Annotated in this window: 19 protein-coding genes, 2 tRNA genes and 3 rRNA genes; 6 read left to right on the forward strand and 18 right to left on the reverse strand. The window is 66.2% G+C overall.

Annotated elements, in window-relative coordinates:
- Nucleotides 1–118: 118 nt before the first annotated feature.
- The 15 genes from hslU to JMO03_RS19150 form a co-directional block, all read right to left on the reverse strand.
- Nucleotides 119–1,498 (reverse strand): ATP-dependent protease ATPase subunit HslU, encoded by a 1,380-nt coding sequence (gene hslU / locus JMO03_RS19080; RefSeq protein WP_238346337.1) that lies wholly within the window; start codon nucleotides 1,496–1,498, stop codon nucleotides 119–121.
- A 189-nt stretch (nucleotides 1,499–1,687) separates the two neighbouring features.
- On the reverse strand, nucleotides 1,688–2,239 hold the full coding sequence (gene hslV / locus JMO03_RS19085) for an ATP-dependent protease subunit HslV (protein ID WP_202845352.1): 552 nt from the start codon (nucleotides 2,237–2,239) through the stop codon (nucleotides 1,688–1,690).
- Nucleotides 2,240–2,319: 80 nt separating this feature from the next.
- A complete protein-coding gene (locus JMO03_RS19090) occupies nucleotides 2,320–2,784 on the reverse strand; it encodes a DUF1203 domain-containing protein (protein WP_202845353.1) in 465 nt (154 codons plus the stop codon).
- A 109-nt stretch (nucleotides 2,785–2,893) separates the two neighbouring features.
- Nucleotides 2,894–3,772, reverse strand: coding sequence for a tyrosine recombinase XerC (xerC, locus tag JMO03_RS19095; protein WP_202845354.1), 879 nt, complete (start codon nucleotides 3,770–3,772; stop codon nucleotides 2,894–2,896).
- Between the two features lie 99 nt (nucleotides 3,773–3,871).
- On the reverse strand, nucleotides 3,872–4,552 hold the full coding sequence (locus tag JMO03_RS19100) for a DUF484 family protein (protein ID WP_202845355.1): 681 nt from the start codon (nucleotides 4,550–4,552) through the stop codon (nucleotides 3,872–3,874).
- Nucleotides 4,540–5,385 carry a diaminopimelate epimerase gene (dapF, locus tag JMO03_RS19105; protein WP_202845356.1) on the reverse strand — a complete coding sequence of 282 codons (846 nt, stop codon included), beginning with the start codon at nucleotides 5,383–5,385 and terminating at the stop codon, nucleotides 4,540–4,542. Before dapF ends, JMO03_RS19100 begins: the two co-directional genes overlap by 13 nt.
- A 41-nt stretch (nucleotides 5,386–5,426) precedes the next feature.
- The gene (gene lptM, locus JMO03_RS19110; RefSeq protein ID WP_202845357.1) at nucleotides 5,427–5,702 is read right to left on the reverse strand and encodes an LPS translocon maturation chaperone LptM; all 276 of its coding nucleotides are present in this window, start codon (nucleotides 5,700–5,702) and stop codon (nucleotides 5,427–5,429) included.
- Between the two features lie 63 nt (nucleotides 5,703–5,765).
- Entirely contained in the window at nucleotides 5,766–6,221 is a 456-nt protein-coding gene (locus JMO03_RS19115) for a YbaN family protein (RefSeq protein ID WP_202845358.1), read from the reverse strand.
- A 93-nt stretch (nucleotides 6,222–6,314) separates the two neighbouring features.
- Entirely contained in the window at nucleotides 6,315–8,480 is a 2,166-nt protein-coding gene (locus tag JMO03_RS19120; protein WP_202845359.1) for a S9 family peptidase, read from the reverse strand.
- Nucleotides 8,481–8,542: 62 nt separating this feature from the next.
- On the reverse strand, nucleotides 8,543–10,675 hold the full coding sequence (locus JMO03_RS19125) for a prolyl oligopeptidase family serine peptidase (RefSeq protein WP_202845360.1): 2,133 nt from the start codon (nucleotides 10,673–10,675) through the stop codon (nucleotides 8,543–8,545).
- 235 nt (nucleotides 10,676–10,910) lie between these two features.
- Nucleotides 10,911–11,023, reverse strand: a 5S ribosomal RNA gene (rrf, locus tag JMO03_RS19130).
- Between the two features lie 146 nt (nucleotides 11,024–11,169).
- Nucleotides 11,170–14,033: ribosomal RNA gene (locus JMO03_RS19135) — 23S ribosomal RNA — on the reverse strand.
- Between the two features lie 249 nt (nucleotides 14,034–14,282).
- A tRNA-Ala gene (locus tag JMO03_RS19140) sits at nucleotides 14,283–14,358 on the reverse strand.
- Nucleotides 14,359–14,362: 4 nt separating this feature from the next.
- Nucleotides 14,363–14,439, reverse strand: a tRNA-Ile gene (locus JMO03_RS19145).
- 71 nt (nucleotides 14,440–14,510) lie between these two features.
- Nucleotides 14,511–16,055, reverse strand: a 16S ribosomal RNA gene (locus JMO03_RS19150).
- The 16S, 23S and 5S rRNA genes sit together here with 2 tRNA genes alongside, the layout of an rRNA operon.
- A 555-nt stretch (nucleotides 16,056–16,610) precedes the next feature.
- Between JMO03_RS19150 and JMO03_RS19155 the strand changes: the two genes are divergently transcribed.
- Nucleotides 16,611–17,063, forward strand: a complete 453-nt coding sequence (locus tag JMO03_RS19155; protein ID WP_202845361.1) for a DUF192 domain-containing protein — start codon at nucleotides 16,611–16,613, stop codon at nucleotides 17,061–17,063.
- Nucleotides 17,064–17,081: 18 nt separating this feature from the next.
- Nucleotides 17,082–17,963 carry a SirB1 family protein gene (locus JMO03_RS19160; protein WP_425491865.1) on the forward strand — a complete coding sequence of 294 codons (882 nt, stop codon included), beginning with the start codon at nucleotides 17,082–17,084 and terminating at the stop codon, nucleotides 17,961–17,963.
- 12 nt (nucleotides 17,964–17,975) lie between these two features.
- On the opposite strand, the gene JMO03_RS19165 is transcribed toward JMO03_RS19160, so the two are convergent.
- Nucleotides 17,976–18,155 carry a rubredoxin gene (locus JMO03_RS19165; protein ID WP_202845363.1) on the reverse strand — a complete coding sequence of 60 codons (180 nt, stop codon included), beginning with the start codon at nucleotides 18,153–18,155 and terminating at the stop codon, nucleotides 17,976–17,978.
- 30 nt (nucleotides 18,156–18,185) lie between these two features.
- Between JMO03_RS19165 and thiE the strand changes: the two genes are divergently transcribed.
- The 4 genes from thiE (at nucleotide 18,186) to JMO03_RS19185 (ending at nucleotide 23,309) form a co-directional block, all read left to right on the forward strand.
- The gene (thiE, locus tag JMO03_RS19170; RefSeq protein WP_202845364.1) at nucleotides 18,186–18,884 is read left to right on the forward strand and encodes a thiamine phosphate synthase; all 699 of its coding nucleotides are present in this window, start codon (nucleotides 18,186–18,188) and stop codon (nucleotides 18,882–18,884) included.
- 90 nt (nucleotides 18,885–18,974) lie between these two features.
- A complete protein-coding gene (gene hemL / locus JMO03_RS19175) occupies nucleotides 18,975–20,270 on the forward strand; it encodes a glutamate-1-semialdehyde 2,1-aminomutase (RefSeq protein ID WP_202845365.1) in 1,296 nt (431 codons plus the stop codon).
- Complete coding sequence (locus tag JMO03_RS19180; RefSeq protein ID WP_202845366.1) at nucleotides 20,267–20,881, forward strand: HAD-IA family hydrolase; 615 nt, start codon at nucleotides 20,267–20,269, stop codon at nucleotides 20,879–20,881. Before hemL ends, JMO03_RS19180 begins: the two co-directional genes overlap by 4 nt.
- 178 nt (nucleotides 20,882–21,059) lie before the next feature.
- Nucleotides 21,060–23,309 (forward strand): TonB-dependent receptor family protein, encoded by a 2,250-nt coding sequence (locus JMO03_RS19185; protein WP_202845367.1) that lies wholly within the window; start codon nucleotides 21,060–21,062, stop codon nucleotides 23,307–23,309.
- A 21-nt stretch (nucleotides 23,310–23,330) separates the two neighbouring features.
- Here the strand turns inward: JMO03_RS19185 and JMO03_RS19190 are convergent, their stop codons facing one another.
- Complete coding sequence (locus tag JMO03_RS19190; protein ID WP_202845368.1) at nucleotides 23,331–24,551, reverse strand: acetylornithine transaminase; 1,221 nt, start codon at nucleotides 24,549–24,551, stop codon at nucleotides 23,331–23,333.
- Nucleotides 24,552–24,680: 129 nt separating this feature from the next.
- Nucleotides 24,681–25,118 (reverse strand): VOC family protein, encoded by a 438-nt coding sequence (locus JMO03_RS19195; protein ID WP_202845369.1) that lies wholly within the window; start codon nucleotides 25,116–25,118, stop codon nucleotides 24,681–24,683.
- Nucleotide 25,119: the final 1 nt, after the last annotated feature.

A 25,119-nucleotide genomic window follows, 5' to 3' on the forward strand; every position in this document is an offset into this window, starting at 1 on the left:
AGGCCGCGCACCGGTGGCGCGTCAGCCGGCGGCGCGTACCGTGTTCACGCGCGGTACGGGCGGGCAGCGGCACGCCGGCGCACCGGGCCGGCCAACCCACGTTCCCTGCGGCGGCGCGTCAGAGGATGTAGCGACTCAGGTCGGGATCCTGCACCAGTTCGCCCAGGTGCGCGTCGACGTAGCCGCGGTCGATCTGCACGCGGCTGCCGTCCTTGTCCGGCGCCTCGTAACTGAGCGTGTCGAGCAGTCGTTCGAGCACCGTGTGCAGGCGCCGGGCGCCGATGTTCTCCTGACGCTCGTTGACCTGCGCGGCGATCTCGGCGAGGCGTTCGACCGCGTCGTCGGCGAACGACAGCATCACGCCTTCGGTTCTGAGCAGCTCGACGTACTGTTTCGTCAATGCCGCCTTCGGCTCGGTGAGGATCCGGACGAAGTCGTCCTTGCTCAGCGCGGCGAGCTCCACCCGGATCGGGAAGCGCCCCTGCATCTCCGGGATCAGGTCGCTCGGCTTGGCCAGATGGAACGCGCCCGAGGCGATGAACAGGATGTGGTCGGTCTTGACCGAACCGTACTTGGTGCTGACGGTCGAGCCTTCCACCAGCGGCAGCAGGTCGCGCTGCACGCCCTCGCGGCTGACGTCGGCCCCCACGCCCTCGCCACGCTTGGCGACCTTGTCGATCTCGTCGATGAACACGATGCCGTGCTGCTCGCAGGCTTCGATCGCCGCCTCGCGCACGTCGTCCTCGTTGACCAGCTTCGCCGCCTCCTCTTCGACCAGCTGCGGACGCGCCGCACGGATCGTGAGCTTGCGCGCCTGGGTCCTGCCGCCGCCAAGGTTGGCGAACATCTGGCGCAACTGCTGCCCCATCTCCTCCATGCCCGGGGGGGTCATGATGTCGAGGTTCCCGGCGCTCGCCGACAGTTCCAGCTCGATCTCGCGTTCGTCGAGCTCGCCCGCGCGCAGCTGGCGCCGCAGCTTCTGCCGGGTCTCGGACTCCTTCGCCGACGGTTCCACGCCGATGTCGACCGTGGCCTGCGCGCCGAACCCGAACCCGGGCTGCGGCACGTCGCGCCGCGGCAGCAGCGCATCGAGGATCCGGTCCTCGGCCCGCTCCTCGGCCTGGGTGCGCACCTTCTTCTTCGCCTGTTCGCGATAGAGCTTGACCGCGGTGTCGGCGAGGTCGCGGATGATCTGCTCGACGTCCTTGCCGACGTAGCCGACCTCGGTGAACCGCGTGGCCTCGACCTTGACGAACGGCGCGTTGGCGAGCGTCGCCAGCCTGCGCGCGATCTCGGTCTTGCCCACGCCGGTGGGGCCAATCATCAGGATGTTCTTCGGCATCACCTCGTTGCGCAGCTCGTCGGGCAGTTGCGCGCGGCGCCAGCGGTTGCGCAGCGCGATCGCCACCGCGCGCTTGGCCGCCTGCTGGCCGATGATGTGGCGGTCGAGCTCCTGCACGATCTCGCGCGGGGTCATGGTGGAATTCGCTTCGCTCATGGGAATGGGGAATGGGGAATGGGGAATGGGGAATGGGGAATGGGGAATGGGGAATGGGGAATGGGGAATGGGGAATAGGGAATAGGGAATAGGGAATGGAGAATGGGAAATCGGGAGTCGGAGCGGGAAGATGCACCGGGATGGGCAGGACGAATCGCTCTTCGCGATTCCCCATTCCCCATTCCCGGCCTACAGCTCCTCCACCACCACGTTGCGATTGGTGTAGATGCAGATTTCGCCGGCAATGGCGAGAGCTTCAGTGGCGATGGCGCGGGCATCGAGTCGCGTATGCGCCATCAGCGCGCGCGCTGCGGAGAGTGCGTACGAGCCGCCGGAGCCGATCGCGATCAGGCCGTCCTCCGGCTCGATCACGTCGCCGGTGCCGCTGATGATCAGCGAGGTGTCCTTGTCGGCCACCGCGAGCAGGGCTTCGAGCTTGCCGAAGCGGCGTTCGGTGCGCCAGTCCTTGGCCATCTCCACCGCGGCGCGCTGCAGCTGGCCGTGCTTTTCCAGTTTCGATTCGAACAGCTCGAACAGGGTGAAGGCGTCGGCAGCGGCGCCGGCGAAACCGGCCAGCACCTGTCCGTCCTTGCCGAGCCGGCGCACCTTGCGCGCGTTGCCTTTCATCACCGTGTGCCCGAGGGTCACCTGGCCATCGCCGGCAACGGCCACCTTGCCGTCGCGGCGCACCGACAGGATCGTGGTGGCGTGGAACACGTTTGGATTCTGGCTGGGGTCCATGCGGCCTCCGGAGCAGGTCTCACCGGGATGGGGGCGCGGTCGCGGCGATCAACCCCCGGGCGCTTCGCCCCGCCCCCGCCTCAGGCCCGGTCGGCGACGCAGGAGAAGCACCCGCGTGCCGCGTTGTGCAGGTGGACGTAGGCGATGGCCGCGTCGTCGAACATCCCCGCGAGTGCACGCGCGACGTCGCCGCCTTCGTGGACCGCCGCCTCGACCATGAGGTGCGCAGCGTCGTAGGCGCGCAGGGCGATCAGCCGCGTCGACACGTACGGCGGCACCATGCCGGGCGACAGGACCCGCTTCGACGCGCCTCGGCGCAGGAAGATCGGGCCTGATGCGCGGTATGGCGGCACGGGCTGGTGCTCGTAGGACAGCAACAGCAGCTCCTCGCCCGTCCTTGCGTCTTCCAGGCTGGCGCGACAGGGAAAGCCGCGGTCGCGATCGGCGATGTAACGTTTCGCGCCGAGACGCTGCAGGGCGGCATCGTCGAGGGCGAACAGCGCCTCGTGTGGCGCGGGATCGATCCCGGACAGGCGGAAGGTCATGGCGGGTCCTGTGGTTGCGGGACCTGCAGCATGCCGGGCCGTACGGATCGATACTGGCCGGATCCGGACATCGCAACAGATGCAGCCGGCGGGCTGCCGGACATCGCCGCTAGCGCGGATCGCGCCGTTTGGCCCTGGGATGCGCGGCGTCGTACACCTTCGCCAGGTGGCCGAAATCCAGATGGGTGTAGATCTGCGTGGTGGCGATGTCGGCATGCCCCAGCAACTCCTGCACGCCGCGCAGGTCGCCGGAGGATTCGAGCACGTGGCTGGCGAAGGAATGCCGCAGCAGGTGCGGGTGCACGCGCTTGAACAGGCCCTGCCGCTGCGCCAGCAGGCGCATGCGTACCTGGACCGCGCGCGGGCCGATCGGCCCGCCGCCGCGCCCGGGGAAGACCGGCGCCTCGTCGGCGCCCCCGCTGTCGCTGCGCCATTCGCGCAGGGCGTCGCGCGCGTGCGAACCGACCGGCACGATCCGCTGCCTGCCGCCCTTGCCGAGCACGGTCACCAGGCCCTCGTCGAGGCGCAGGTCGCGCCAGCGCAGCGCGCACAATTCGCTCACGCGCAGGCCTGAGGAATAGAACAGCTCGAGCATCGCGCGGTCGCGCAGGCCCAGCGGCGCCTCGGTCGACACTTCCACCAGCGCCTTCGCCTCGTCCGGATCGAGCACCTGCGGCAGCTTGCGCGGCGCCTTGGGCGCGCGGATGCCGGCGGCGGGATTGGCGGCGACGCGGTCGTGCTTGAGCAGCCACTGGAAGAAGCTGCGTACCGCGGACAGGCGCCGCTGCAGGCTCTTGGGGGACAGTCCGCGGCGATGCTCGGCGGCGATGAAGGCGCGCAGATCGGCTTCGCGCAACGCCGCGACGTCACCGTCCGCGGACTTGCGAGTCCATGCCGACAGGGCTTCGAGATCGCGCCGGTAGCCGTCGAGCGTGTGCGGCGACACCCGGCGTTCGACCTGCAGGTAGGCCAGGTAGTCGTCGATCATGGCCAGCGGACCGGCGACAGCGGATGCGCACCCGCAGGCCACGCCCCGCCCACGGAAGCCGATCCGTGCCGGGAGCGCGGCACCGCCGATGCGATCGCGTCAGCCATCGAACCTGCGCAGCGCGACCTCGAACGCCTCGCCCATCATCCGCAGGAACAGCGTACCCATGCCGGGGTAGAAGCGGTTCGGGCCGCTGCTGCCCACGGCCACCAGCCCGGTGCCCTCGAGCGCCAGCAGCGCGCTGGACTGGACCTCGTCGACGCGTGCGCCGTAGAGCAGGGCCTGCTTGTCCGGATGCAGCCGGCCACACAGCGGATCGCCCGCCTTCAGCGCATCGGCGAAGGGCGACAGTACCGCCTCGTCGCGTTCGATCACCTGCAGCCAGGGCTCGCCGCCGAGTCCCTCGACCGCCCCGAACAGGACGATGCGCACGAGGTCGCCGGCGAAATCCTCCTCGAGGGTCGCCGCCATCGCGCGCACCACGCCGGCGCGATCGGGCTGGCGCATCAGCGCCAGGGTGAGCTGGTGGGTGCGCACGGCGAGCCGCTCGTTCTCCTGCGAGATCGCGAACAGGTCGTGCAGCCGGCGGGAGAGCTCGCGGTTCTTGTCCCGCAGCACCTCGAGCTGGTAGCTCGCCAGCGAGGCTGCGGGCCCGTCCTCGCGCGGCACCACCAGGGTCAACGCCAGGTCCGGGAACTGCTGCAGGAACTTCGGCTGGCGCCTGAGCCAGGCCGCCACTTCGTGTGCGCCGAGGCGCTCGGGATTGCTCATCCGGTCCATTCCCCCTCGAAAACGAAAGCAGCCGGCCCGCTCATCGCGACCTGCGACGCGTCGTCCGGCCAAGCGATCCCAAGCTCTCCGCCCGGAAGCGCGACCATGACCTCGCGGTCCACGCGGCCGCGCTGCGCCAGCACCGCGACCGCTGCGCAGGCACCGCTCCCGCAGGCCAGTGTCTCCCCGACCCCACGCTCGAAGACGCGCAGTCGGATGCGGCCGCGATCGAGTACCTGCGCGAAACCGATGTTCGCCGACTGCGGCAGCATGGGCGAGGCCTGCAGGACCGGACCCAGCGTGCGCACCGGCGCCGCGTCGACATCGTCGACCTCGATCACCGCGTGCGGATTGCCCATCGACACCGCGCCGAAACGCACGCGTTCGCCAGCGTCGAGTACCGCCTCGTAGAGCGCCTGCGGCCTTGCGACGCCGGCCATCGGCACCTGCGCCGGATCGAACCGCGGCACGCCCATCGCCACCCGATAGCGGCCATCGCCGAGCACGTCGACGGCGTGGGTCGCGGCGGGACTGTCGAGGTCGAAACGCGACTCGCGAGCCGCGCCGTCGCGCACCAGCCAGGCAGCGACGCAGCGCGCACCATTGCCGCACTGCGCCGAGGGCGAACCGTCGGCGTTCCAGATGCGATAGCTCGCCAGCGAGCCCGCGGCGGTCGGCGGCTCGATGGTCAGGATCTGGTCGCAGCCGACGCCGGTATGGCGATCGGCCAGGGCGCGGCAGAACTCCGGCGCTGGTGGCGGCGCGCCGTCGCGCAGGTCGAGCACGACGAAATCGTTGCCGGCGCCATGCATCTTGCTGAAACGCAGCACTGCCTGCGGCATTTCGCGGACACGCGGTTGCGGAGCGGAGGCGGCCACCTGGCTCAGCCGTGGTCGGGTTCCGCGGGCGGCGGCGCATCCACGCCGGCATCCTCGTCGGTGTCGCCGACCGGAATGTCCTCGGGCGGCGCGGCCTCGTCCGGATCCGCGACCGGCTCGTCGTCGGAGGACTGTTCGAGCTCCTCGACATCCTCCACATCCTCCACATCCTCGATCACGTCCGCGCTCGGTCGCACCAGCGGCCCCTTGTTGCCGCAGGCAGCGAGGTTGAAGGCGAGCAGCAGCGCCAGGGGCGCGAGGATCGATGTGGATGTGCGCATGGCGGAAGTGTAGCCCGCCGCGCGTGGCACGACGAGGTCCTGCGCCGGCAGCGACCCGGCGGTTCAGTCCTCGGCCACGTCCGATCGCCTCGCCTCGGGCTCCGGCCGGCACCACAGCCAGGCGCCGACGGTGGCCATGCAGCCGAGCGGCAGCGCGATCATCCACCAGCGGTGGCTGCCGCTCAGCGCCATCACCGCGACCAGGACCGCCGCCGAGAACAGCATCGCCCAGGTCGCCAGCCATTTCGCATGCCGACTCACCGCCCCGTGCAGTTCCCAATCCCGGATCGCCGGGCCGAAGCGCGGATGCGCATGCAGCCAGCGATGCAGGCGATCGGAACCGCGCGCCGCCGCCCACGCCGCGATCAGCACGAACACGGTGGTGGGCATCACCGGCAGGAACGCACCGATGATGCCGAGTCCGAGGCTGACGTAGGCGAGCAACCACCAGGCCCACCGGAAGCGCCTCGGGCGCTTCCTCACGCAGGGGGGCGCCGGCGGGCCCGGCTCGCGGCTCATGCGGGAACCGTCATGCCGCGCAACGCAGGGCGACCGCGCGGCGCGATCGTGACCCATCGCTGGCCACTGTCTCCCGCGCCCGGGAGGATGCCCTCACTTTTCGGCGAGCCCCAGCTGGTCGAGCATGAACGCGTACATCTCCGCCTGCTCTCGGTAACGCCGGAACCGGCCCGACTTGCCGCCATGACCGGCCTCCATGTTGGTGCGGAACACCAGCGGCCCCGCGCCGGTGTCGACATCGCGCAGCCGCGCCACGTACTTCGCCGGCTCCCAGTACTGGACCTGCGAGTCCCACAGCCCGGTGCCGACGAACATCGCCGGATACGCCTGCGGCCTGAGATTGTCGTAGGGCGAGTACTGCAGCATATAGTCGTAGTACTGCGGCTGCTCCGGATTGCCCCACTCGTCGTACTCGTTGGTGGTCAGCGGGATGCTCGGATCGAGCATCGTCGTCACCACGTCGACGAACGGCACCTGCGACAGGATCACCCGGTAGCGGTCGGGCGCCATGTTCGACACCGCGCCCATCAGCAGGCCGCCGGCGCTGCCGCCGAACGCCGCCACGCGGTCCTTCGCCGCGTAGCCCTGCGCGACCAGGTGGTCGGTGACGTCGATGAAGTCGGTGAAGGTATTGATCTTGTTGAGCAGCTTGCCCTCGTCGTACCAGCGACGGCCCAGTTCCTGGCCGCCGCGGATGTGCGCCAGCGCGTAGACCATGCCGCGGTCGAGCAGGCTGACCGTGGTCACGCTGAAGCCCGGGTCCATCGACATGCCGTAGCTGCCGTAGGCGTACTGCAGCATCGCCGCGCTGCCGTTCTTCTCGAACCCCTTGCGGTAGACCAGCGAGACCGGGATCTTCTCGCCGTCGCGGGCGGTGGCCCAGACGCGCTCGGTGACGTACCGCGACGGATCGTAGCCGATCACCGGCTGCCGCTTGAGCACGATGCGCTCGCCGGTGGCGGTGTCGAGCTCGTAGGTCGTCGCCGGCGTGGTCAGGGAGGTGTAGGTGTAACGCAGCTTCGTGGTGTCGTGCTCGGTGTTGGCCGCGAGGCCCATCGAGTACGCCGGCTCGTCGGCCTGCACGTATTCTTCCTTGCCGCCCTTGCCCAGGATGCGCACGCGTTCGAGCGCGTCGGAACGCTCGCCGATCGCGATGAAACCGTCGAACAGTTCGAAGGTCTCGAGAAACACGGCGTCGTCGTGGGCGACGATGTCCGCCCAGTCCTTGCGCGAGGTCGTCCCGCTCGGCGCCTCGACCAGCTTGAAGTTCTTCGCACCATCGGCATTGGTGAGGATCACCCAGCGCCCGTCGAGATGGTCGGCCTGGTACTCGACGTCGCGCTCGCGCCCCGCCAGTACGGTGAACGCCGCCGGGTCCGCCGCGGACGCGTAGCGCAGTTCGTCGGACACGGTGCTGCTGACCGCGATCACGATGTACCTGTCGTCCCGGGTGCGGTCGATGCCCATGTAGAAACTGTCGTCCGTTTCCTCGTAGACGACCACGTCGTCCTGCGGATCGGTACCGATGACGTGGCGCTTCACCCGCTTGGTGAGCAGCGTCTCCGGATCGTTCTCGACGTAGAACACGGTGCGGTTGTCGTCGGCGAACACCAGGTCGCCGGACGTCCCGCGGACCTCCTCCGGGTAGGCCTTCCCGGTGGCGAGGTCGCGGAAGCGGAAGGTGTACTGGCGACGGCCGTTGGTGTCGTCGGCCCAGGCCAGCACGTTGTTGTCCTGGCTGACCTCGTAGGCGCCGACGGCGTAGTAATCCTTCCCCTCGGCCAGCACGTTGACGTCGAGCAGCACCTGCTCGCCTGCGAAATCGCCGCGCTCGTTGGCCTGCTGGATCGACAGCGCATCGACGTCCGGGCCGTCCTTGCGCCGGGCGTGGATCGGGTAGTCCTTGCCGGTCTCGTAGCGGGCGTAGTACCACCAGCCGCGCTCGCGCGCGGGAATCGAGCTGTCGTCCTGCTTGATGCGGCCGACGATCTCCTCGTACAGCCTGTCCTGGAGCGGCTCGAGCGGCGCCAACACGCGATCGGCGTAGGCGTTCTCGGCCCCGAGGTAGGCGAGCATCGCCTTGTCCTCGCGTTCGTCGTCGCGCAGCCAGTAGTACTCGTCGTCGCGTTCGGCGCCATGCGGCGCCTTGACCACGTGCGGGCGCTTTTCGGCGTCGGGTGGCGGGGCGTCGGCGGCGATGGCGGAGGTGGCGGGAAGCGTCATCAGGATCGTGGTCGCGAGGATGAGGGCCGATTTCATGCGGAAATTCCGGCGGAAGGAAGAGGATCCCGCGTTCCGGCATCGCCGGTACGCGGATCGGGTCAGGGCTTTGCGAGCTGTTGCCACAGGAAGGTCAGATACAGCGCGTCCATGTGCGCGGCCTGGCGGTTGTCCGCGGCGCCGCCGTGGCCACCCTCGATGTTCTCGTAGTAGCGCACGTCCTGGCCGGATTCGAGCATCTTCGCCATCATCTTGCGGGCGTGGCCGGGGTGCACGCGGTCGTCGCGGGTCGAGGTCAGCAGGATGGTCGGAGGGTACCGCTTCGACGGATCGAACAGGTGGTAGGGCGAGAACGTACGGATGTACTCCCACTCTTCCGGCACGTCCGGGTTGCCGTATTCGGCCATCCACGAGGCCCCGGCCAGCAGTTGGTTGTAGCGCTGCATGTCGAGCAGCGGCACCTGGATCACGATCGCGCCGAACAGCTCGGGATACTGCACCAGCATGTTTCCGGTGAGCAGGCCGCCGTTGCTGCCGCCGCGGATGCCCAGGTGCGCGGGAGAGGTGACCTTGCGGTCGATCAGGTCCTGCGCGACTGCGGCGAAGTCCTCGTAGGCCTTGTGCCGGTTCGCCTTCAGCGCGGCCTGGTGCCAGCGCGGCCCGTATTCCCCCCCGCCACGGATGTTGGCGACCGCGTAGGTGCCGCCCTTCTCCAGCCAGCCCTTGCCGACGCCGCCGGAATAGCCCGGGGTCAGGGAGACCTCGAAGCCGCCGTAGCCGTAGAGCAGGGTCGGATTGCTGCCGTCGGCTTTCGCGTCCTTCGGGCGGACCAGGAAATACGGCACGCGGGTGCCGTCCTTCGAGGTGGCGAAATGCTGCTCGACCACGTGCTTGGAACCATCGAAGAACCTGGGCTGTGTCTTCAGCACTTCCGGTGCCGGTGCGCCTTCGCCCGCGTCGCCCAGCATCAAGGTGGTCGGCGTGAGGTAGTCGGTGATCGTCAGCCACAACGCGTCGGATTCGTCGCTGTCCACCGCGCTCGCGCCGATCGTGCCGAGTTCCGGCACGCCCTCGAGCGGACGTTGCGTCCAGCCGTCCGCACCCGGCGTCAGCACGAACAGACGATTCTTGACGTCGTCTAGGACGTTGATCACCAGGTGATTCTTGGTGAAGGAGGCGCCGGCGAGCGAGGTGGTCGCGGTCGGCTGGAACACCACGTCGAACGCTCGCTTGCCGGCCATGAAGTCGTCGAAACGGGCGGCGAGCAGGGAGCCGGCCTGGTAGGTCCTGTCGCCCACCGTCCACGGCTCACGAAGTTCCAGTCCCAGCCACTCGCGCTGCACCGACTTCTGCGCCGAGTTCGGCGCGTCGACCTTGGTCAGCGACCCATCGGCGTCGCGCAGGTAGAGTTCGTCGTTGTAGAAGGCGATGGTACGGACCACGAAGTCCCGCTCGTAGCCGGGGGTGTGGTCGTGGCCGGCCGAGATGTACATGTCCTCCGGCGTGCCCTCGTAGACGACCTTCGCGGAAGCCAGTGGCATGCCGCGCTTCCATTCCTTGACGACGCGCGGATAGCCGGAGCTGGTGAGCGATCCTTCGCCGAAGTCTGTGAACGCGTACACGGTATCGCGATCGATCCAGACCAGCGCGCCCTTCGCTTCCTCGCGGAAGAAGCCGTCCTCGACCCACGACTTGCGCACAAGGTCGAACTCGCGGGTCACGTCCGCGTCCGCACCCCCGCGCGAGAGCGCGACCAGGCAACGCGAGTACGCCTCGCCCTCCTGCTTCGGCCGCAGGCAGTCGGCGCCGTGCCAGACCCAGTTCTCCCCCTCGGCCTCGTTCAGCGCATCGAGGTCGATCAGCACTTCCCACTGAGGCCTGGGCTTGCGGTATTCCTCGAGCGTGGTGCGGCGCCACAGTCCGCGCGGATTCTGCTTGTCGCGCCAGAAGTTGTAGTACCAGTCGCCCTGCTTGTAGACGTCCGGGATCTTGTCGTCGGAGTCGTAGATCGCGAGCAGGTCCGCCTCGAGCCGCTTGAACCCGGGCGTGCTGGCCAGTCCTGCTTCGGCCTTGGCGTTCTGCGCCTTCACCCACTCCAGCGCCGCCGGATCCTCGACGCCTTCCAGCCACTGGTTCGGGTCGGACACCTCCACCTCCTCGTTCGCGTGCGCCAGGCCGCCCGCCAGGCCAATCGCGACCGCGAGCAACGCGATCGCCGGAATCAGTTTCGCCATTGGGTTTTCCCGGAGAAAGTAGCCGAAACGCTAGCACAGCCGAACGCCTGCTCCCGAGTGCCGGAAGTCGGAACGCTGCGGTTCGACGGCATCACGCTCACCCATTCTTCCGCCTTGCGCCATCGTGTCGCTGCAGCATCGCTCGAGCCGCGCGACCCGGACCCAGCCGTCTTGCGGGTGCCGAATGACACAAAGAAAAACCCCCAGCCGCAAGACTGGGGGTTTTGGGTAAAGACCCTGGCGATGACCTACTCTCGCATGCGGATGCACACTACCATCGGCGCGTAAGCGTTTCACTTCCGAGTTCGGAATGGGATCGGGTGGTTCCACTCAGCTATTGTCACCAGGGAGACCGTGGAGGGTCGCCAGTCCCGCCGGCGGACGAATCCGCACGGACGAGCAGCGCTCACGCTCTCATTGGGTAGGGAAGTAGCGAACTGGTTTGGTCCGAACGTCCGCGACATGTCGCAGAGTCCAAGGCCACTTGAGGTTATATGGTCAAGCCGCACGGATCATTAGTACTGGTTAGCTCAACGCATTACTGCGCTTACACACCCAGCCTATCAACCACCTGGTCTTGATGGTTCCTTTAGGGGGCTTGTGCCCCGGGAGATCTCATCTTGAGGCGCGCTTCCCGCTTAGATGCTTTCAGCGGTTATCGCTTCCGAACATAGCTACCCGGCAATGCCACTGGCGTGACAACCGGAACACCAGAGGTTCGTCCACTCCGGTCCTCTCGTACTAGGAGCAGCCCCTCTCAAATCTCCAACGCCCATGGCAGATAGGGACCGAACTGTCTCACGACGTTCTGAACCCAGCTCGCGTACCACTTTAAATGGCGAACAGCCATACCCTTGGGACCGACTACAGCCCCAGGATGTGATGAGCCGACATCGAGGTGCCAAACACCGCCGTCGCTATGGACGCTTGGGCGGTATCAGCCTGTTATCCCCGGAGTACCTTTTATCCGTTGAGCGATGGCCCTTCCATACAGAACCACCGGATCACTAAGTCCTACTTTCGTACCTGCTTGATCCGTCGATCTTGCAGTCAAGCACGCTTATGCCTTTGCACACAGTGCGCGATGTCCGACCGCGCTGAGCGTACCTTCGAGCTCCTCCGTTACTCTTTGGGAGGAGACCGCCCCAGTCAAACTACCCACCATACACGGTCCCCGACCCGGATTACGGGCCCAGGTTAGAACGTCAAGCACGACAGGGTGGTATTTCAAGGATGGCTCCATGCCAGCTAGCGCCAGCACTTCACAGCCTCCCACCTATCCTACACAGACGAACTCAACGTTCAGTGTAAAGCTATAGTAAAGGTTCACGGGGTCTTTCCGTCTTGCCACGGGAACGCTGCATCTTCACAGCGATTTCAATTTCACTGAGTCTCGGGTGGAGACAGCGCCGCTGTCGTTACGCCATTCGTGCAGGTCGGAACTTACCCGACAAGGAATTTCGCTACCTTAGGACCGTTATAGTTACGGCCGCCGTTTACCGGGGCTTCGATCAAGAGCTTCGCCTTGCGGCTGACCCCATCAATTAACCTTCCGGCACCGGGCAGGCGTCACACCCTATACGTCCACTTTCGTGTTTGCAGAGTGCTGTGTTTTTGATAAACAGTCGCAGCGGCCTGGTCACTTCGGCCTCCCCCAGCTATTCACCAGAAGAGGCGCACCTTCTCCCGAAGTTACGGTGCTATTTTGCCTAGTTCCTTCACCCGAGTTCTCTCAAGCGCCTGAGAATTCTCATCCTACCCACCTGTGTCGGTTTACGGTACGGTCTGCGTAAGCTGAAGCTTAGGAGCTTTTCCTGGAAGCGTGATATCGGCAGCTTCGTCCTGATGGACTCGTCCTTAGTCTCAACGTTGCGCCCCCGGATTTGCCTAAGGGCACCGCCTCAACTCTCTCACCGGGGCAACCAACGCCCGGCCTGCCTAACCTTCTCCGTCCCTCCATCGCACTTACGCGAGGTGCTGGAATATTAACCAGCTTCCCATCGACTACGCATTTCTGCCTCGCCTTAGGGGCCGACTCACCCTGCGTCGATTAACGTTGCGCAAGGAAACCTTGGGCTTTCGGCGTGCGGGCTTTTCACCCGCATTATCGTTACTCATGTCAGCATTCGCACTTCCGATACCTCCAGCAGACTTCTCAATCCACCTTCGCAGGCTTACGGAACGCTCCTCTACCGCGCATACCGAAGTATGCACCCCAAGCTTCGGTTTACTGCTTAGCCCCGTTAAATCTTCCGCGCAGACCGACTCGACCAGTGAGCTATTACGCTTTCTTTAAAGGGTGGCTGCTTCTAAGCCAACCTCCTGGCTGTCTGTGCCTTTCCACATCGTTTCCCACTTAGCAGTAAATTTGGGACCTTAGCTGTGGGTCTGGGTTGTTTCCCTTTTCACGACGGACGTTAGCACCCGCCGTGTGTCTCCCATGCAGTCCGTCTCGGTATTCGGAGTTTGCAATGGTTTGGTAAGTCGCAATGACCCCCTAGCCATGACAGTGCTCTACCCCCGAGAGGATTCACATGAGGCGCTACCTAAATAGCTTTCGAGGAGAACCAGCTATCTCCGGGTTCGATTAGCTTTTCACTCCTAATCACACCTCATCCCCTACCTTTGCAACGGGAGTGGGTTCGGGCCTCCAGTACCTGTTACGGTACCTTCACCCTGGGCATGACTAGATCACCCGGTTTCGGGTCTATTGCCTGCGACTATGCGCCCTTATCAGACTCGGTTTCCCTTCGCCTCCCCTATACGGTTAAGCTCGCCACAGACAATAAGTCGCTGACCCATTATACAAAAGGTACGCAGTCACCCTTGCGGGCTCCTACTGCTTGTACGCACACGGTTTCAGGGTCTATTTCACTCCCTTCACCAGGGTTCTTTTCGCCTTTCCCTCACGGTACTGGTTCACTATCGGTCGGTCAGGAGTATTTAGCCTTGGAGGATGGTCCCCCCATGTTCAGACAGGGTTTCTCGTGCCCCGCCCTACTCAATTTCATCGAAATGGCCCTTTCGCATACAGGGCTGTCACCTTCTATGGCCGGCCTTTCCAGGCCGTTTTGCTAGAACCAGATCGACTTTTGGGCTAGTCCCCGTTCGCTCGTCACTACTAAGGGAATCTCGGTTGATTTCTTTTCCTACGGTTACTTAGATATTTCAGTTCACCGCGTTCGCCTCGTACAGCTATGTATTCACTGCACGATACCCCTTGCGGGGTGGGTTTCCCCATTCGGACATTGCCGGATCAAAGCTTGTTGCCAGCTCCCCGACACTTTTCGCAGGCTACCACGTCCTTCATCGCCTCTGACCGCCAAGGCATCCACCGTGTGCGCTTATTCGCTTGACCATATAACCCCAAGTCGCCTCGGAGTCTGCAAGTGTCCATGGTTACAAGCCACGGACGCGAATATTGCAACGACTCAAATATAAGGAATCTTTCGATTCCCGCCTTAGCCTCATACGACACGTTTTGGACAATCGTCTCAAACGCTCGCTACTTCCCTATTTTTCAAAGAACGCGACGCCGGCTTCAACGCCGGAGTCGCTTCAATCTTTATGTGTGCGCGCAATCCGTCCACTTGCTGCTTACAGAACCTGGTGGAGCCTGTCGGGATCGAACCGACGACCCCCTGCTTGCAAAGCAGGTGCTCTCCCAGCTGAGCTAAGGCCCCGAAGTGGTGGGTCTGGGAGGACTCGAACCACCGGCCTCACCCTTATCAGGGGTGCGCTCTAACCACCTGAGCTACAGACCCGGTCTGTTTGTGCGGATTGTGCAGGTTACTTGTGCGGACGCCTGACAGGCAATTAGCTGTCTTTGGTCTCAAAAGGAGGTGATCCAGCCGCACCTTCCGATACGGCTACCTTGTTACGACTTCACCCCAGTCATCGGCCACACCGTGGCAAGCGCCCCCCTTGCGGTTAGGCTACCTGCTTCTGGTGCAACAAACTCCCATGGTGTGACGGGCGGTGTGTACAAGGCCCGGGAACGTATTCACCGCAGCAATGCTGATCTGCGATTACTAGCGATTCCGACTTCACGGAGTCGAGTTGCAGACTCCGATCCGGACTGAGAGAAGGTTTCTGGGATTGGCTTGCCCTCGCGGGTTTGCTGCCCTCTGTCCTTCCCATTGTAGTACGTGTGTAGCCCTGGCCGTAAGGGCCATGATGACTTGACGTCATCCCCACCTTCCTCCGGTTTGTCACCGGCGGTCTCCTTAGAGTTCCCACCATTACGTGCTGGCAACTAAGGACAAGGGTTGCGCTCGTTGCGGGACTTAACCCAACATCTCACGACACGAGCTGACGACAGCCATGCAGCACCTGTCTCACGGTTCCCGAAGGCACCAATCCATCTCTGGAAAGTTCCGTGGATGTCAAGGCCAGGTAAGGTTCTGCGCGTTGCATCGAATTAAACCACATACTCCACCGCTTGTGCGGGCCCCCGTCAATTCCTTTGAGTTTCAGTCTTGCGACCGTACTCCCCAGGCGGCGAACTTAACGCGTTAGCTTCGATACTGAGTTCCTAGTTGAACCCAACATCCAGTTCGCATCGTTTAGGGCGTGGACTACCAGGGTATCTAATCCTGTTTGCTCCCCACGCTTTCGTGCCTCAGTGTCAGTACTGGTCCAGGTGGCCGCCTTCGCCACGGATGTTCCTCCTGATCTCTACGCATTTCACTGCTACACCAGGAATTCCGCCACCCTCTACCGTACTCTAGCCCGCCAGTATCCAATGCAATTCCCAGGTTGAGCCCAGGGCTTTCACATCAGACTTAACGAACCACCTACGCACGCTTTACGCCCAGTAATTCCGAGTAACGCTTGCACCCTTCGTATTACCGCGGCTGCTGGCACGAAGTTAGCCGGTGCTTATTCTTTGGGTACCGTCAGAACAACCGGGTATTAACCGGTCGCTTTTCTTTCCCAACAAAAGGGCTTTACAACCCGAAGGCCTTCTTCACCCACGCGGCATGGCTGGATCAGGCTTGCGCCCATTGTCCAATATTCCCCACTGCTGCCTCCCGTAGGAGTCTGGACCGTGTCTCAGTTCCAGTGTGGCTGATCATCCTCTCAGACCAGCTACGGATCGTCGCCTTGGTGGGCCATTACCCCGCCAACTAGCTAATCCGACATCGGCTCATCCAATCGCGAGAGGTCTTGCGATCCCCCTCTTTCACCCGAAGGTCGTATGCGGTATTAGCGTAAGTTTCCCTACGTTATCCCCCACGACAGGGTAGATTCCGATGTATTCCTCACCCGTCCGCCACTCGCCACCCAGGGAGCAAGCTCCCCTGTGCTGCCGTTCGACTTGCATGTGTTAGGCCTGCCGCCAGCGTTCACTCTGAGCCAGGATCAAACTCTTCACTTAAATTTTTCGGACTTGCGTCCAATACTTCGAGTGCAGTCGTCGACCTGAGCTCCAATTACTCGCTTGCATTTGCATGCATTTGAATCGTTGTTGCTCTTGGTACGAACGTCTGCTAGATGGACAGTCATCCACCGGCCAGACGCCCGCACAAGTTACCTGCGCACACTGTCAAAGATCGTTGGAAACAGGCCTCAGCGCCTCGCTTCCGTTCCCGTCGGCGTTTCGCCTCAGGGAGCCGCACATGATAGCGCGGTTTTCGCTTTCGTCAACACCTCATGAAGAGGTTTTTTGACTTCCCTTCAGCTTCGGCCCGTAGGCGTTCCGTCGAAGGGAGCCGCACATTCTAGCCCGTTTTTTTTGGCCGTCAACACCTTGGCGTCGGGCTTTTTCACGGGCCGGAGGGGGTCTGGTGTCGTCTCCGTCGCCAGGCCCCGGCGGTGCGGGGGCGCGCATTCTGCACGTTCGCCGCGCGCTTGCCTAGCCCCCGCCCCGATCGCCTTGACTCGCCACGCTGGCTGGCCGATGTTGCGTGCCGTCGCCCTTCCGGAACCCGCCATGCGGCTCATCGCGCGCGTCGTCGCCCTCCTCCTGCTCGCGTCGGCAGCGGGCTGCGCCAGCGCCGACGGACCATGGGTCGAGCTGGGCGGAAAGCGCTACGTGGTCGAGGTCGCGGACGACGACGCGGAACGCGCGCGAGGGCTGATGTTCCGCGATGCGCTTGCGCAAGGCCACGGCATGCTGTTCATCCACGACCGGGAGGAGCCGCAGGCCTACTGGATGAAGAACACGCGCATCGCGCTCGACATCCTCTATTTCGACGACGAGCTGAAGCTGGTGTCGCAGCAGCGCGACGTTCCCCCGTGCTCGGCCGGCAACGCGTGTCCGTCGTACCCCAGCGGCGCGCCCGCACGCTACGTCCTGGAGCTCAACGCCGGGGAAGCAGCTCGACTGCAGTTGCAAGAAGGCGCACGCATGCGCATCTCGCCGGCCCTGCAGGATGCGCCCTGAGCCCTGCGTCGGCAAGCCTTGCACCCACGGCGCCCGCGGCGCAGTCTTGCCTGCATGAACGTGCTCGACCCATTGCCCGCCTGGCCGGCGCTGGCCGCGCTCGACGACGACGCGCTGCCGCTGCTGGATGTCGCGCTGCTGATCGCGCGCGACGAGTACCCGGACCTCGACCCGCGGCGCTACGCGCTGCAGGTCCAGGGCCACGGGTCGCATCTGCGCAACGTCCTGGATCGCGAATCCCACCCCGCGCTGAAGATGCGCGCGATCAACCGGTATCTGTTCGAGGAAGTGGGCTACGCCGGCAACCACGACGAGTACTACGACCCGCGCAACAGCTATCTCAACGAGGTGTTCGAGCGGCGCCTGGGCAACCCGATCTCGCTGGCCCTGGTGCAGATGGCCGTCGCGCGCGAGGTGGGCCTGCCGCTCGACGGGGTGTCCTTCCCCGGCCATTTCCTGGTCCGCCTGCCTGTGGACGACGGCGTCCTGGTGATGGACCCGTTCAACCGCGGCCGCCCGCTCGACGTCGACGAGCTGCGCCAGCGCGCGCGCGCGCACCTGGGCGGCGACGTGCCCGACGACGACGCCCTGTCGCAGATCCTGTACCCGGCGTCGAACCGCGCGATCCTGGTCCGCGTGCTGCGCAACCTGCATGGCGTCTACCAGGAGCGCGGCGACTGGGACCGGGCCACGCGCAGCGCCGACCGGGTGCTCAGCCTGGTCCCGGACAATCCGGAAGCGCTGCGCGACCGCGGCGTCGGCTACCTCGAGCTCGGCCATTTCGCCGGCGCGCGGGAAGATCTGGGCCGCTACCTGCTGCGCCACCCGCGTGCAGACGACGCCGCGGACATCCGTCTGCGCCTGATCGAGACAGGCCGGCACACCGCGCGGCTGCACTAGCGACAGCGTCGGCTAGAGCGTCACCATCTCGAAATCGTCCTTGGTGACGCCGCAATCCGGGCATGTCCACGTCTCCGGGACCTCCTCCCAGCGCGTGCCGGGCGGGAGGCCGTCGTCGGGCAGGCCGGCGGCCTCGTCGTAGACGAAGCCGCAGACGACGCACATCCAGCTGCGGTAGGGCGAGTCGTTCATCGGATAATGGGTCGAGCACCAGGAGGATCCATGCCATTGTCCCATCCCGCGCGACGGGGCGAAACCGAGACCGGCGCGCTGCTTCGACGGCGCGGGGCCGACGCCCGGGGGTTGTACGCGATCACCCCCGACACGATCGACACCGATGCGCTGCTGGCGCGCGTGGCCGGGGTGCTGCCGCATGCGATCTGGCTGCAATACCGGAACAAGAGCGCGAGCCAGGCGCTCAGGCGCGCGCAGGTCCGGGCACTGCTGGCGGCGTGCCGGGCGCAACGCGTGCCGCTGATCGTCAACGACGACTGGCGGCTGGCTGCGGAGTTCGGGGCCGACGGCGCCCACCTGGGCGAGGAGGACGGCGACCTGCGCGCCGCGCGCGACGCGCTCGGTCCGTCAGCGATCCTCGGCGCGTCGTGCTACGACTCGCTGGAACTGGCGCGCGAGGCGGTGGCCGCGGGCGCGAACTACGTGGCGTTCGGCGCGTTCTTCCCGACATCGACCAAGGCCACGACACGGCGTGCGACCGCCTCGCTGCTGCGCGAATCGGCCGGCCTCGGCGTGCCGCGGGTGGCCATCGGCGGCATCACGCCGGACAATGCGCCGGCGCTGGTCGCAGCCGGTGCCGACCTGCTGGCGGTGGTCAGCGGCGTGTTCGATGCCGACGATCCGGCGGGCGCGGCGCGGGCCTACCTCCGCGCGTTCCCTCCGCCGATCCCCGCACGCCGCGCCTGACGCGTCCGCCGCCACGCGCCTGTGCAGGCGCGATGCGCGAGAAGGGCATCGTGCCGTACCCCCACCGATCGAATCGAGGCCCCGACCACCATGAACCACTACCGCTCCCACGCCCTCTTCGAACGCGCACGCGCGCGCCTGCCGGGCGGCGTCAACTCGCCCGTGCGCGCCTTCAAGTCGGTGGGCGGCGAGCCGTTCTTCGTCGCCCGCGCCGACGGCCCCTGCCTGTACGACGTCGACGGCAACCAATACATCGACTACGTCGGTTCCTGGGGCCCGATGATCGCGGGCCACAACCACCCGAAGGTGCGGGAGGCGGTGCTCGAGGCGATCGGCCATGGCCTGTCGTTCGGCGCGCCCTGCCCGGCCGAAGTGACGATGGCCGAGACGATCGCGCGGCTGGTGCCCTCCTGCGAGATGGTGCGCATGGTCAATTCCGGCACCGAGGCGACCATTTCCGCGATCCGGTTGGCGCGCGGCGCCACCGGACGCGCCAAGATCGTCAAGTTCGAGGGCTGCTACCACGGCCACGGCGATTCGTTCCTGGTCAAGGCCGGAAGCGGCGCATTGACCTTCGGCGTGCCCACGTCGCCCGGCGTGCCGAAGGCGCTGGCCGACCTGACGCTGACCCTGCCCTACAACGACTTCGACGCCGCAACCGCACTGTTCGAGGAGGTCGGCGGCGAGATCGCCGGCCTGATCATCGAACCGGTGGTCGGCAACGCCAACTGCCTGCCGCCGCGCGACGGCTATCTGCAGCACCTGCGCGCCCTGTGCACGCGGCATGGGGCGCTGCTGATCTTCGACGAGGTGATGACCGGATTCCGCGTGGCGCTCGGCGGCGCGCAGGCGCGCTATGGCGTGACGCCGGACCTCAGCACGTTCGGCAAGATCATCGGCGGCGGCATGCCGGTGGGCGCCTACGGCGGCCGGCGCGAGCTGATGTCGCAGATCGCACCAGCCGGCCCGGTGTACCAGGCGGGCACGTTGAGCGGCAACCCGGTGGCCATGGCGGCGGGCCTGGCGATGCTGGAACTGGTGTCGGAGCCGGGCTTCCATGAGCGCCTGGAGGCGGCGACGCACGCGCTGTGCGACGGTCTCGAGGCGGCGGCGAAGGATGCCGGCGTGCCGTTCGCCACCACCCGCGTCGGCGCGATGTTCGGCCTGTTCTTCACCAATGCGGCGCGCGTCGACACCTACGCGCAGGCGGTGGCCTGCGACACCGCGGCGTTCAACCGCTTCTTCCACGCGATGCTGGAGCGCGGGGTCTTCCTCGCGCCTTCGGCGTTCGAGGCGGGGTTCGTGTCCAGTGCGCACGACGGTGCCGTCATCGACGCGACGCTGGCTGCGGCGCGCAAGGCGTTCGCGATCGTCGCGGGCGGGTGAAACCGCGCATCCGCCAGCTGCTGTTCGATTTCGACGAAGTCCTGGCGAGGTACCACCACGAGACCCGCATCGCCCACCTCGCGACGCATGCCGGCTGCGCGCAAGAACGTGTGCGCGAGGCGTTGTTCGTCTCGGGACTGGAAACCGAGTACGACGGCGGGCTGATCGACACCGCGACCTACCTCGCGCGGCTGGGCGACGGTCTTGGCGCGCCGATCGACGAGGCGGCGTGGATCGCATCGCGCCTGGCCGGCAGCCGTGCGGACCTCGGCGTGCTGTCGCAGGTGTCGACGCTGGACGCGTCGCTGCCGCTCGCGGTGCTGAGCAACAACGGCGCGCTGATGGCACGGGCGATTCCACACGTCCTCGGTACGGCCGCCGTGCGCTTCGACGGCCGGGTGTTGTGCAGCGGTGCCCTGCGGTTGCGCAAGCCGGACCCGGCGATCTTCGCCGAAGCGCTGCGCCGGCTGGGCTGGGACGCGGACGGCACGCTGTTCGTCGACGACAGCTTTTCCAACGTGCAGGGCGCCCGCCGCGCGGGGCTGCACGCCGAAACCGTGACGGACGCGCGCTCGCTGCGAAGGGTCCTGAAACGCTTCGGTCTGGCCTGACCGGAACGCCCGCGCCCGATCCTGCCGTCACCGGCTGGCGACGCAAGACGCGTCCGAGGCGGCCGCGAACCGATCAGCGCTCGGCCCACTGTTGTAATGCGAATCAATATCATTACAATTCATCTCCTTTTTACATCACTGCCGCCCGCTGCCGGGTGCTGCGCCTGGAGATCCCCGAATGCGCCAAATCCTCATCCCCGTCCGGCCCGCCCCACTCGCCATGGCGCTGGTGGCCGCGCTGGCCGTCACCGGCGCCGCGCAGGCCGAAGTCTCGTCCGAGGCCGACGCGGAAGCCGCACGGATCAAGGAGGTGGACGCGGTGCGCGTGATCGGCCGACCGGAGGACCCGCAGAGCTCGACCGGCTCGGCCTATGTGCTCACACCACGCGAACTGGACAAGTTCGAACGCAGCAACGTCAACAACGTGCTGCGCAGCGTGCCCGGCGTCTACACCCGCGAGGAGACCGGCGAAGGCGTGTTCCCGCGGATCAGCATCCGCGCCTCGTCGTCGGGCCGCAGCGACCGCATCTCGGTGCTCGAGGACGGCGTGCCCGCGGCGATGGCGCCCTATGCCAACACCTCCGCGTACTACTTTCCCAACATCGGCCGCATGGCCGGCGTGGAAGTGCTGAAGGGCCCGGAGATCCTGCTGCACGGTCCGCACACCACCTCGGGCGTGGTCAACCTGTTGTCGACGCCGATCCCCGAGGCCGCCGCCGGCAGCCTGAGGGCGGAAATCGCCTCGTTCGATACGCGCAAGCTGCATGCGAACTACGGCGCCACGGCCGGTCAGTGGGGCTTCCTCGTGGAAACCTACCAGGGCAGCGGCGACGGCTTCCACCAGATCGATCGCTCCGACCTCGGCGCCGGGCACGACATCAACGAGTACGTCGGCAAGCTGCGCTGGAGCAGCGCGCCCGGCGCGCGCTATTCGCAGCAGCTCGACCTCAAGCTGGCCTACGACGAAGAGACCGCGCGCGTCAGCTACCTCGGGCTGACCGATGCCGACTTCAACGCCGATCCCGACCGCCGTTACGGGCTGAGCGAACTCGAACGCATGGACCGCGGCCGCAAGTCGGCCAGCCTGCAGCACCAGATCGGATTCAGCGAGAACACGTGGCTGACGACCACCGCCTACCTGGTCGACACCTACCGCTACTACGACCGCCTCAACCAGATCAACGGCGTCAACCTCGGCGGCATCACCGACATCGTCAACACCGGCGGCGCCGGTGCGGCGCTGCTGCAGGGCATCCTCGACGGCACCGCAGATACCACCCATGCCAACGGCGTGCGCTACGGGCACAACCATCAGGCCTTCGTGTCGAAGGGGCTGAAGGTGGAGTTGGAGCACGGGTTCGAGACCGGTGCCGTCCAGCACACGCTGACCAGCGGCGTGCGCTATCACGAAGACCTCAGCAAGAACGTCGACAAGGGCCGCTCCAATAGCTACTACGCACAGGTCAACGGTGACCTCGTCTACCTGCGGACTGATTTCGTCTCTCCCCAGCGCGGCGACGCCGAGGCTTGGTCCGCATGGATCGTCGATCGCATCGAGTTCGGCGACTGGAGCCTGCTGCCGATCGTTCGCCATGAACGTATCCGCACCCGCGCCAACCTCGCCATCGACGCCACGCCTGCGCAGGCGGCCGCCCGCGCCAGCAACGACATCGACAAGACCACGCTGGGCTTCGGCGCCAACTACGCGATCAACGCCAACTGGACCCTGCTCGGTGGGGTGCACGAAGGCTTTGCACCTCCGGGCAACGGGTCGGCGCAAGGTACCCGTGGCGAGGAAAGCACCAATGTCGAAGGCGGCGTGCGCTACCGAAACGGCCGCTTCGGAATGGACGCGATCGGCTTCTTCACCGACTACAAGAACGCGATGCGCACCTGCCTGGTCGCCAATCCCTGCTCCGGCGGCGTCGTGGACGGCACCGAGCAGACTGGCGCCAAGGACGTCTACGGCCTGGAGCTCGGCCTGTTCGCCGAGCTGTATTCCAACGGCGCGATCAGCGTGCCGCTACGGCTTGCCTATACCTGGACCGACGGCGAGTACACCCGCGACTCCGACACCGGCAGCGTGCTCGACGGCGACGTGATCGAGTACACGCCGAAGCAGATCGGCCAGTTGCAGCTCGGCGTGGAAGGCGAGAACGGCTGGAACGCCTACGCCGCGCTGAGCTATTCCGACGGTGCGTATACCACCAATACCGCCGGCCGCGCCGGCGTGGACGACACCTTCCTGCGTACCGAAAGCCTGTTCACCGTGGACCTCGCGGCGACGTATCCACTGTCGCCAAACGCCCTGGTGTATGCCCGCATCGACAACGTGCTGGACGAGCGCAGGATCACCCACCGCGGCGCCGATGGTGCGCGGGGCAATGCGCCGCGTGGTTACGCGGTCGGTCTGCGGCTGGATTTCTGAGTCGTTTGCCCGCGTGGCGCGTCAGCGAGGCAACGCGACCAGGGCACGTTGCAGGCGCCTCAGGCCTTCGGCCAGTTCCTCGTCGCTGATGTTCAACGCCGGCACGAAGCGCAGCACGTCGGGGCCGGCCTGCAGCAGCAGCAGGCCCTGCGCGGCGGCGAGGTCGAGGATCTCGCCCGCGCGGCCGGCGTAAGCGGGCGCGAGCACCGCGCCGAGCATCAGGCCGCGGCCACGGACCTGCGCGAACAGGCCGAGTTCGCCGCCGATCGCGTCCAGTCCCGCGCGCAAGGCCGCCGCCTGGCGCGCGACGTTGTTGACGATCTGCGGCGACGACAGCTTGCGCAGCGCGACCCGCGCCACCGCCGCGGCCAGCGGATTGCCGCCGAACGTGGTGCCGTGGGCACCGAACTGCATCGCCTCGGCCGCCCGGTCGCCGACCAGCATCGCACCGACCGGAAAGCCGCCACCGAGCGCCTTGGCCAGGGTCACCACGTCCGGCACCACCGCATCCTGCCAGTGCGCGAACAGCGTGCCGGTACGGCCCATGCCCGACTGGATCTCGTCGAGCACCAGCAGCGCACCATGGTGGTCGCACAGCTCGCGCACAGCGCGCAGGAAGCCCGGCGCGGCAGGCATCACCCCGCCCTCGCCCTGGACCGGTTCGAGCATGACCGCGGCCACGTCGCCGGCCGCCATCGCGATCTCGAGCGCGACGACGTCGTTGAAATCGACGTACCGGAAGCCGCCGGGCAACGGTTCGTAGCCTTCCTGGTACTTCGGCTGCGCGGTCGCGGTGACCGCGGCCAGCGTGCGGCCGTGGAAGCTGCCGTGGAACGTGACGATGACGCGTCTGTCCGGCGCGCGTCCCTGCGACGTGGCCCACTTGCGCACCAGCTTGATCGCCGCCTCGTTGGCCTCGGCGCCGGAGTTGCACAGGAACACGCGTTTTGCGAAACGCGACGCGGCCACCAGTTCTTCCGCCAGCCGCAGTGGCGGCTCGCTGTAGAACACGTTGCTGGTGTGCCACAGCTTACCGGCCTGCTCGGTCAGCGCGGCGACCAGGTCCGGATCGTTGTGGCCCAGGCCGCAGACCGCGATGCCGGCCGACAGGTCGATGTACTCGCGCCCTTCGCTGTCCCAGACGCGCGCGCCCTGCCCACGCTCCAGGATCACCTCGCGCTGGCGGTAGACCGGCAGGTAGACGTCGCGGCCGAGGGCGAGGAGGTGCGGCAGGTTGGGCATGGCACGGGGTCGGGGGGACGGGCCGTCATTGTGCGCATCCGGCGCACCGACCGCACCCCCCGCCCGGGCGGTCACCGCGCGGTGGGCGAATGGCAGGACGTGCCGGTGACACGCAGCGTTGACCGGGCCTCACCAGCTCCCGGTATTGGGCATCGAAGCCCACGGCTCGGCCGGCGGCAGCGCCGCGCCCTTCTGCAACAGTTCGATCGAGATCAGGTCCGGGGTACGCACGAAGGCCATGCGCCCGTCGCGCGGCGGGCGGTTGATGGTCACGCCGAGCGACTGCAGGTGCGCGCACAGCGCGTAGATGTCGTCGACCGCGAAGGCGAGGTGGCCGAAGTTGCGCGCGCTGCCGTAGTCCTCGGGCGGCGAGCCGTCCTCAGGCGGCCAGTTCCAGGTCAGCTCGATCTCGGCTTGCGGATTGTCCGGTGCACCGAAATAGACCAGGGTGAAGCGCCCGGCCTCGTTGTCCATGCGTCGGGTCTGGCGCAAGCCGAGGCCTTCGGTGAAGAAGCGGCTGGTCGTCTCGAGGTCGTGGACGCGGATCATCGCGTGCAGGTATTGCATG

The sequence above is a fragment of the Luteimonas saliphila genome (genome assembly GCF_016774335.1).
GTDB lineage: Bacteria > Pseudomonadota > Gammaproteobacteria > Xanthomonadales > Xanthomonadaceae > Luteimonas > Luteimonas saliphila.

What these genes read in the sequence shown, in the direction of transcription:
- JMO03_RS19125 (WP_202845360.1), bottom strand. Translation starts at nt 10,675, where the DNA reads ATGGCGAAACTGATTCCGGCGATCGCGTTGCTCGCGGTCGCGATTGGC.
- JMO03_RS19165 (WP_202845363.1), bottom strand. Translation starts at nt 18,155, where the DNA reads ATGAACGACTCGCCCTACCGCAGCTGGATGTGCGTCGTCTGCGGCTTC.
- JMO03_RS19190 (WP_202845368.1), bottom strand. Translation starts at nt 24,551, where the DNA reads ATGCCCAACCTGCCGCACCTCCTCGCCCTCGGCCGCGACGTCTACCTG.
- dapF (WP_202845356.1), bottom strand. Translation starts at nt 5,385, where the DNA reads ATGCCGCAGGCAGTGCTGCGTTTCAGCAAGATGCATGGCGCCGGCAAC.
- JMO03_RS19090 (WP_202845353.1), bottom strand. Translation starts at nt 2,784, where the DNA reads ATGACCTTCCGCCTGTCCGGGATCGATCCCGCGCCACACGAGGCGCTG.
- thiE (WP_202845364.1), top strand. Translation starts at nt 18,186, where the DNA reads ATGCCATTGTCCCATCCCGCGCGACGGGGCGAAACCGAGACCGGCGCG.
- JMO03_RS19195 (WP_202845369.1), bottom strand. Translation starts at nt 25,118, where the DNA reads ATGCAATACCTGCACGCGATGATCCGCGTCCACGACCTCGAGACGACC.
- lptM (WP_202845357.1), bottom strand. Translation starts at nt 5,702, where the DNA reads ATGCGCACATCCACATCGATCCTCGCGCCCCTGGCGCTGCTGCTCGCC.
- JMO03_RS19185 (WP_202845367.1), top strand. Translation starts at nt 21,060, where the DNA reads ATGCGCCAAATCCTCATCCCCGTCCGGCCCGCCCCACTCGCCATGGCG.
- JMO03_RS19120 (WP_202845359.1), bottom strand. Translation starts at nt 8,480, where the DNA reads ATGAAATCGGCCCTCATCCTCGCGACCACGATCCTGATGACGCTTCCC.
- JMO03_RS19100 (WP_202845355.1), bottom strand. Translation starts at nt 4,552, where the DNA reads ATGGACCGGATGAGCAATCCCGAGCGCCTCGGCGCACACGAAGTGGCG.
- hslU (WP_238346337.1), bottom strand. Translation starts at nt 1,498, where the DNA reads ATGAGCGAAGCGAATTCCACCATGACCCCGCGCGAGATCGTGCAGGAG.
- hemL (WP_202845365.1), top strand. Translation starts at nt 18,975, where the DNA reads ATGAACCACTACCGCTCCCACGCCCTCTTCGAACGCGCACGCGCGCGC.
- xerC (WP_202845354.1), bottom strand. Translation starts at nt 3,772, where the DNA reads ATGATCGACGACTACCTGGCCTACCTGCAGGTCGAACGCCGGGTGTCG.
- JMO03_RS19115 (WP_202845358.1), bottom strand. Translation starts at nt 6,221, where the DNA reads ATGAGCCGCGAGCCGGGCCCGCCGGCGCCCCCCTGCGTGAGGAAGCGC.
- JMO03_RS19155 (WP_202845361.1), top strand. Translation starts at nt 16,611, where the DNA reads ATGCGGCTCATCGCGCGCGTCGTCGCCCTCCTCCTGCTCGCGTCGGCA.
- hslV (WP_202845352.1), bottom strand. Translation starts at nt 2,239, where the DNA reads ATGGACCCCAGCCAGAATCCAAACGTGTTCCACGCCACCACGATCCTG.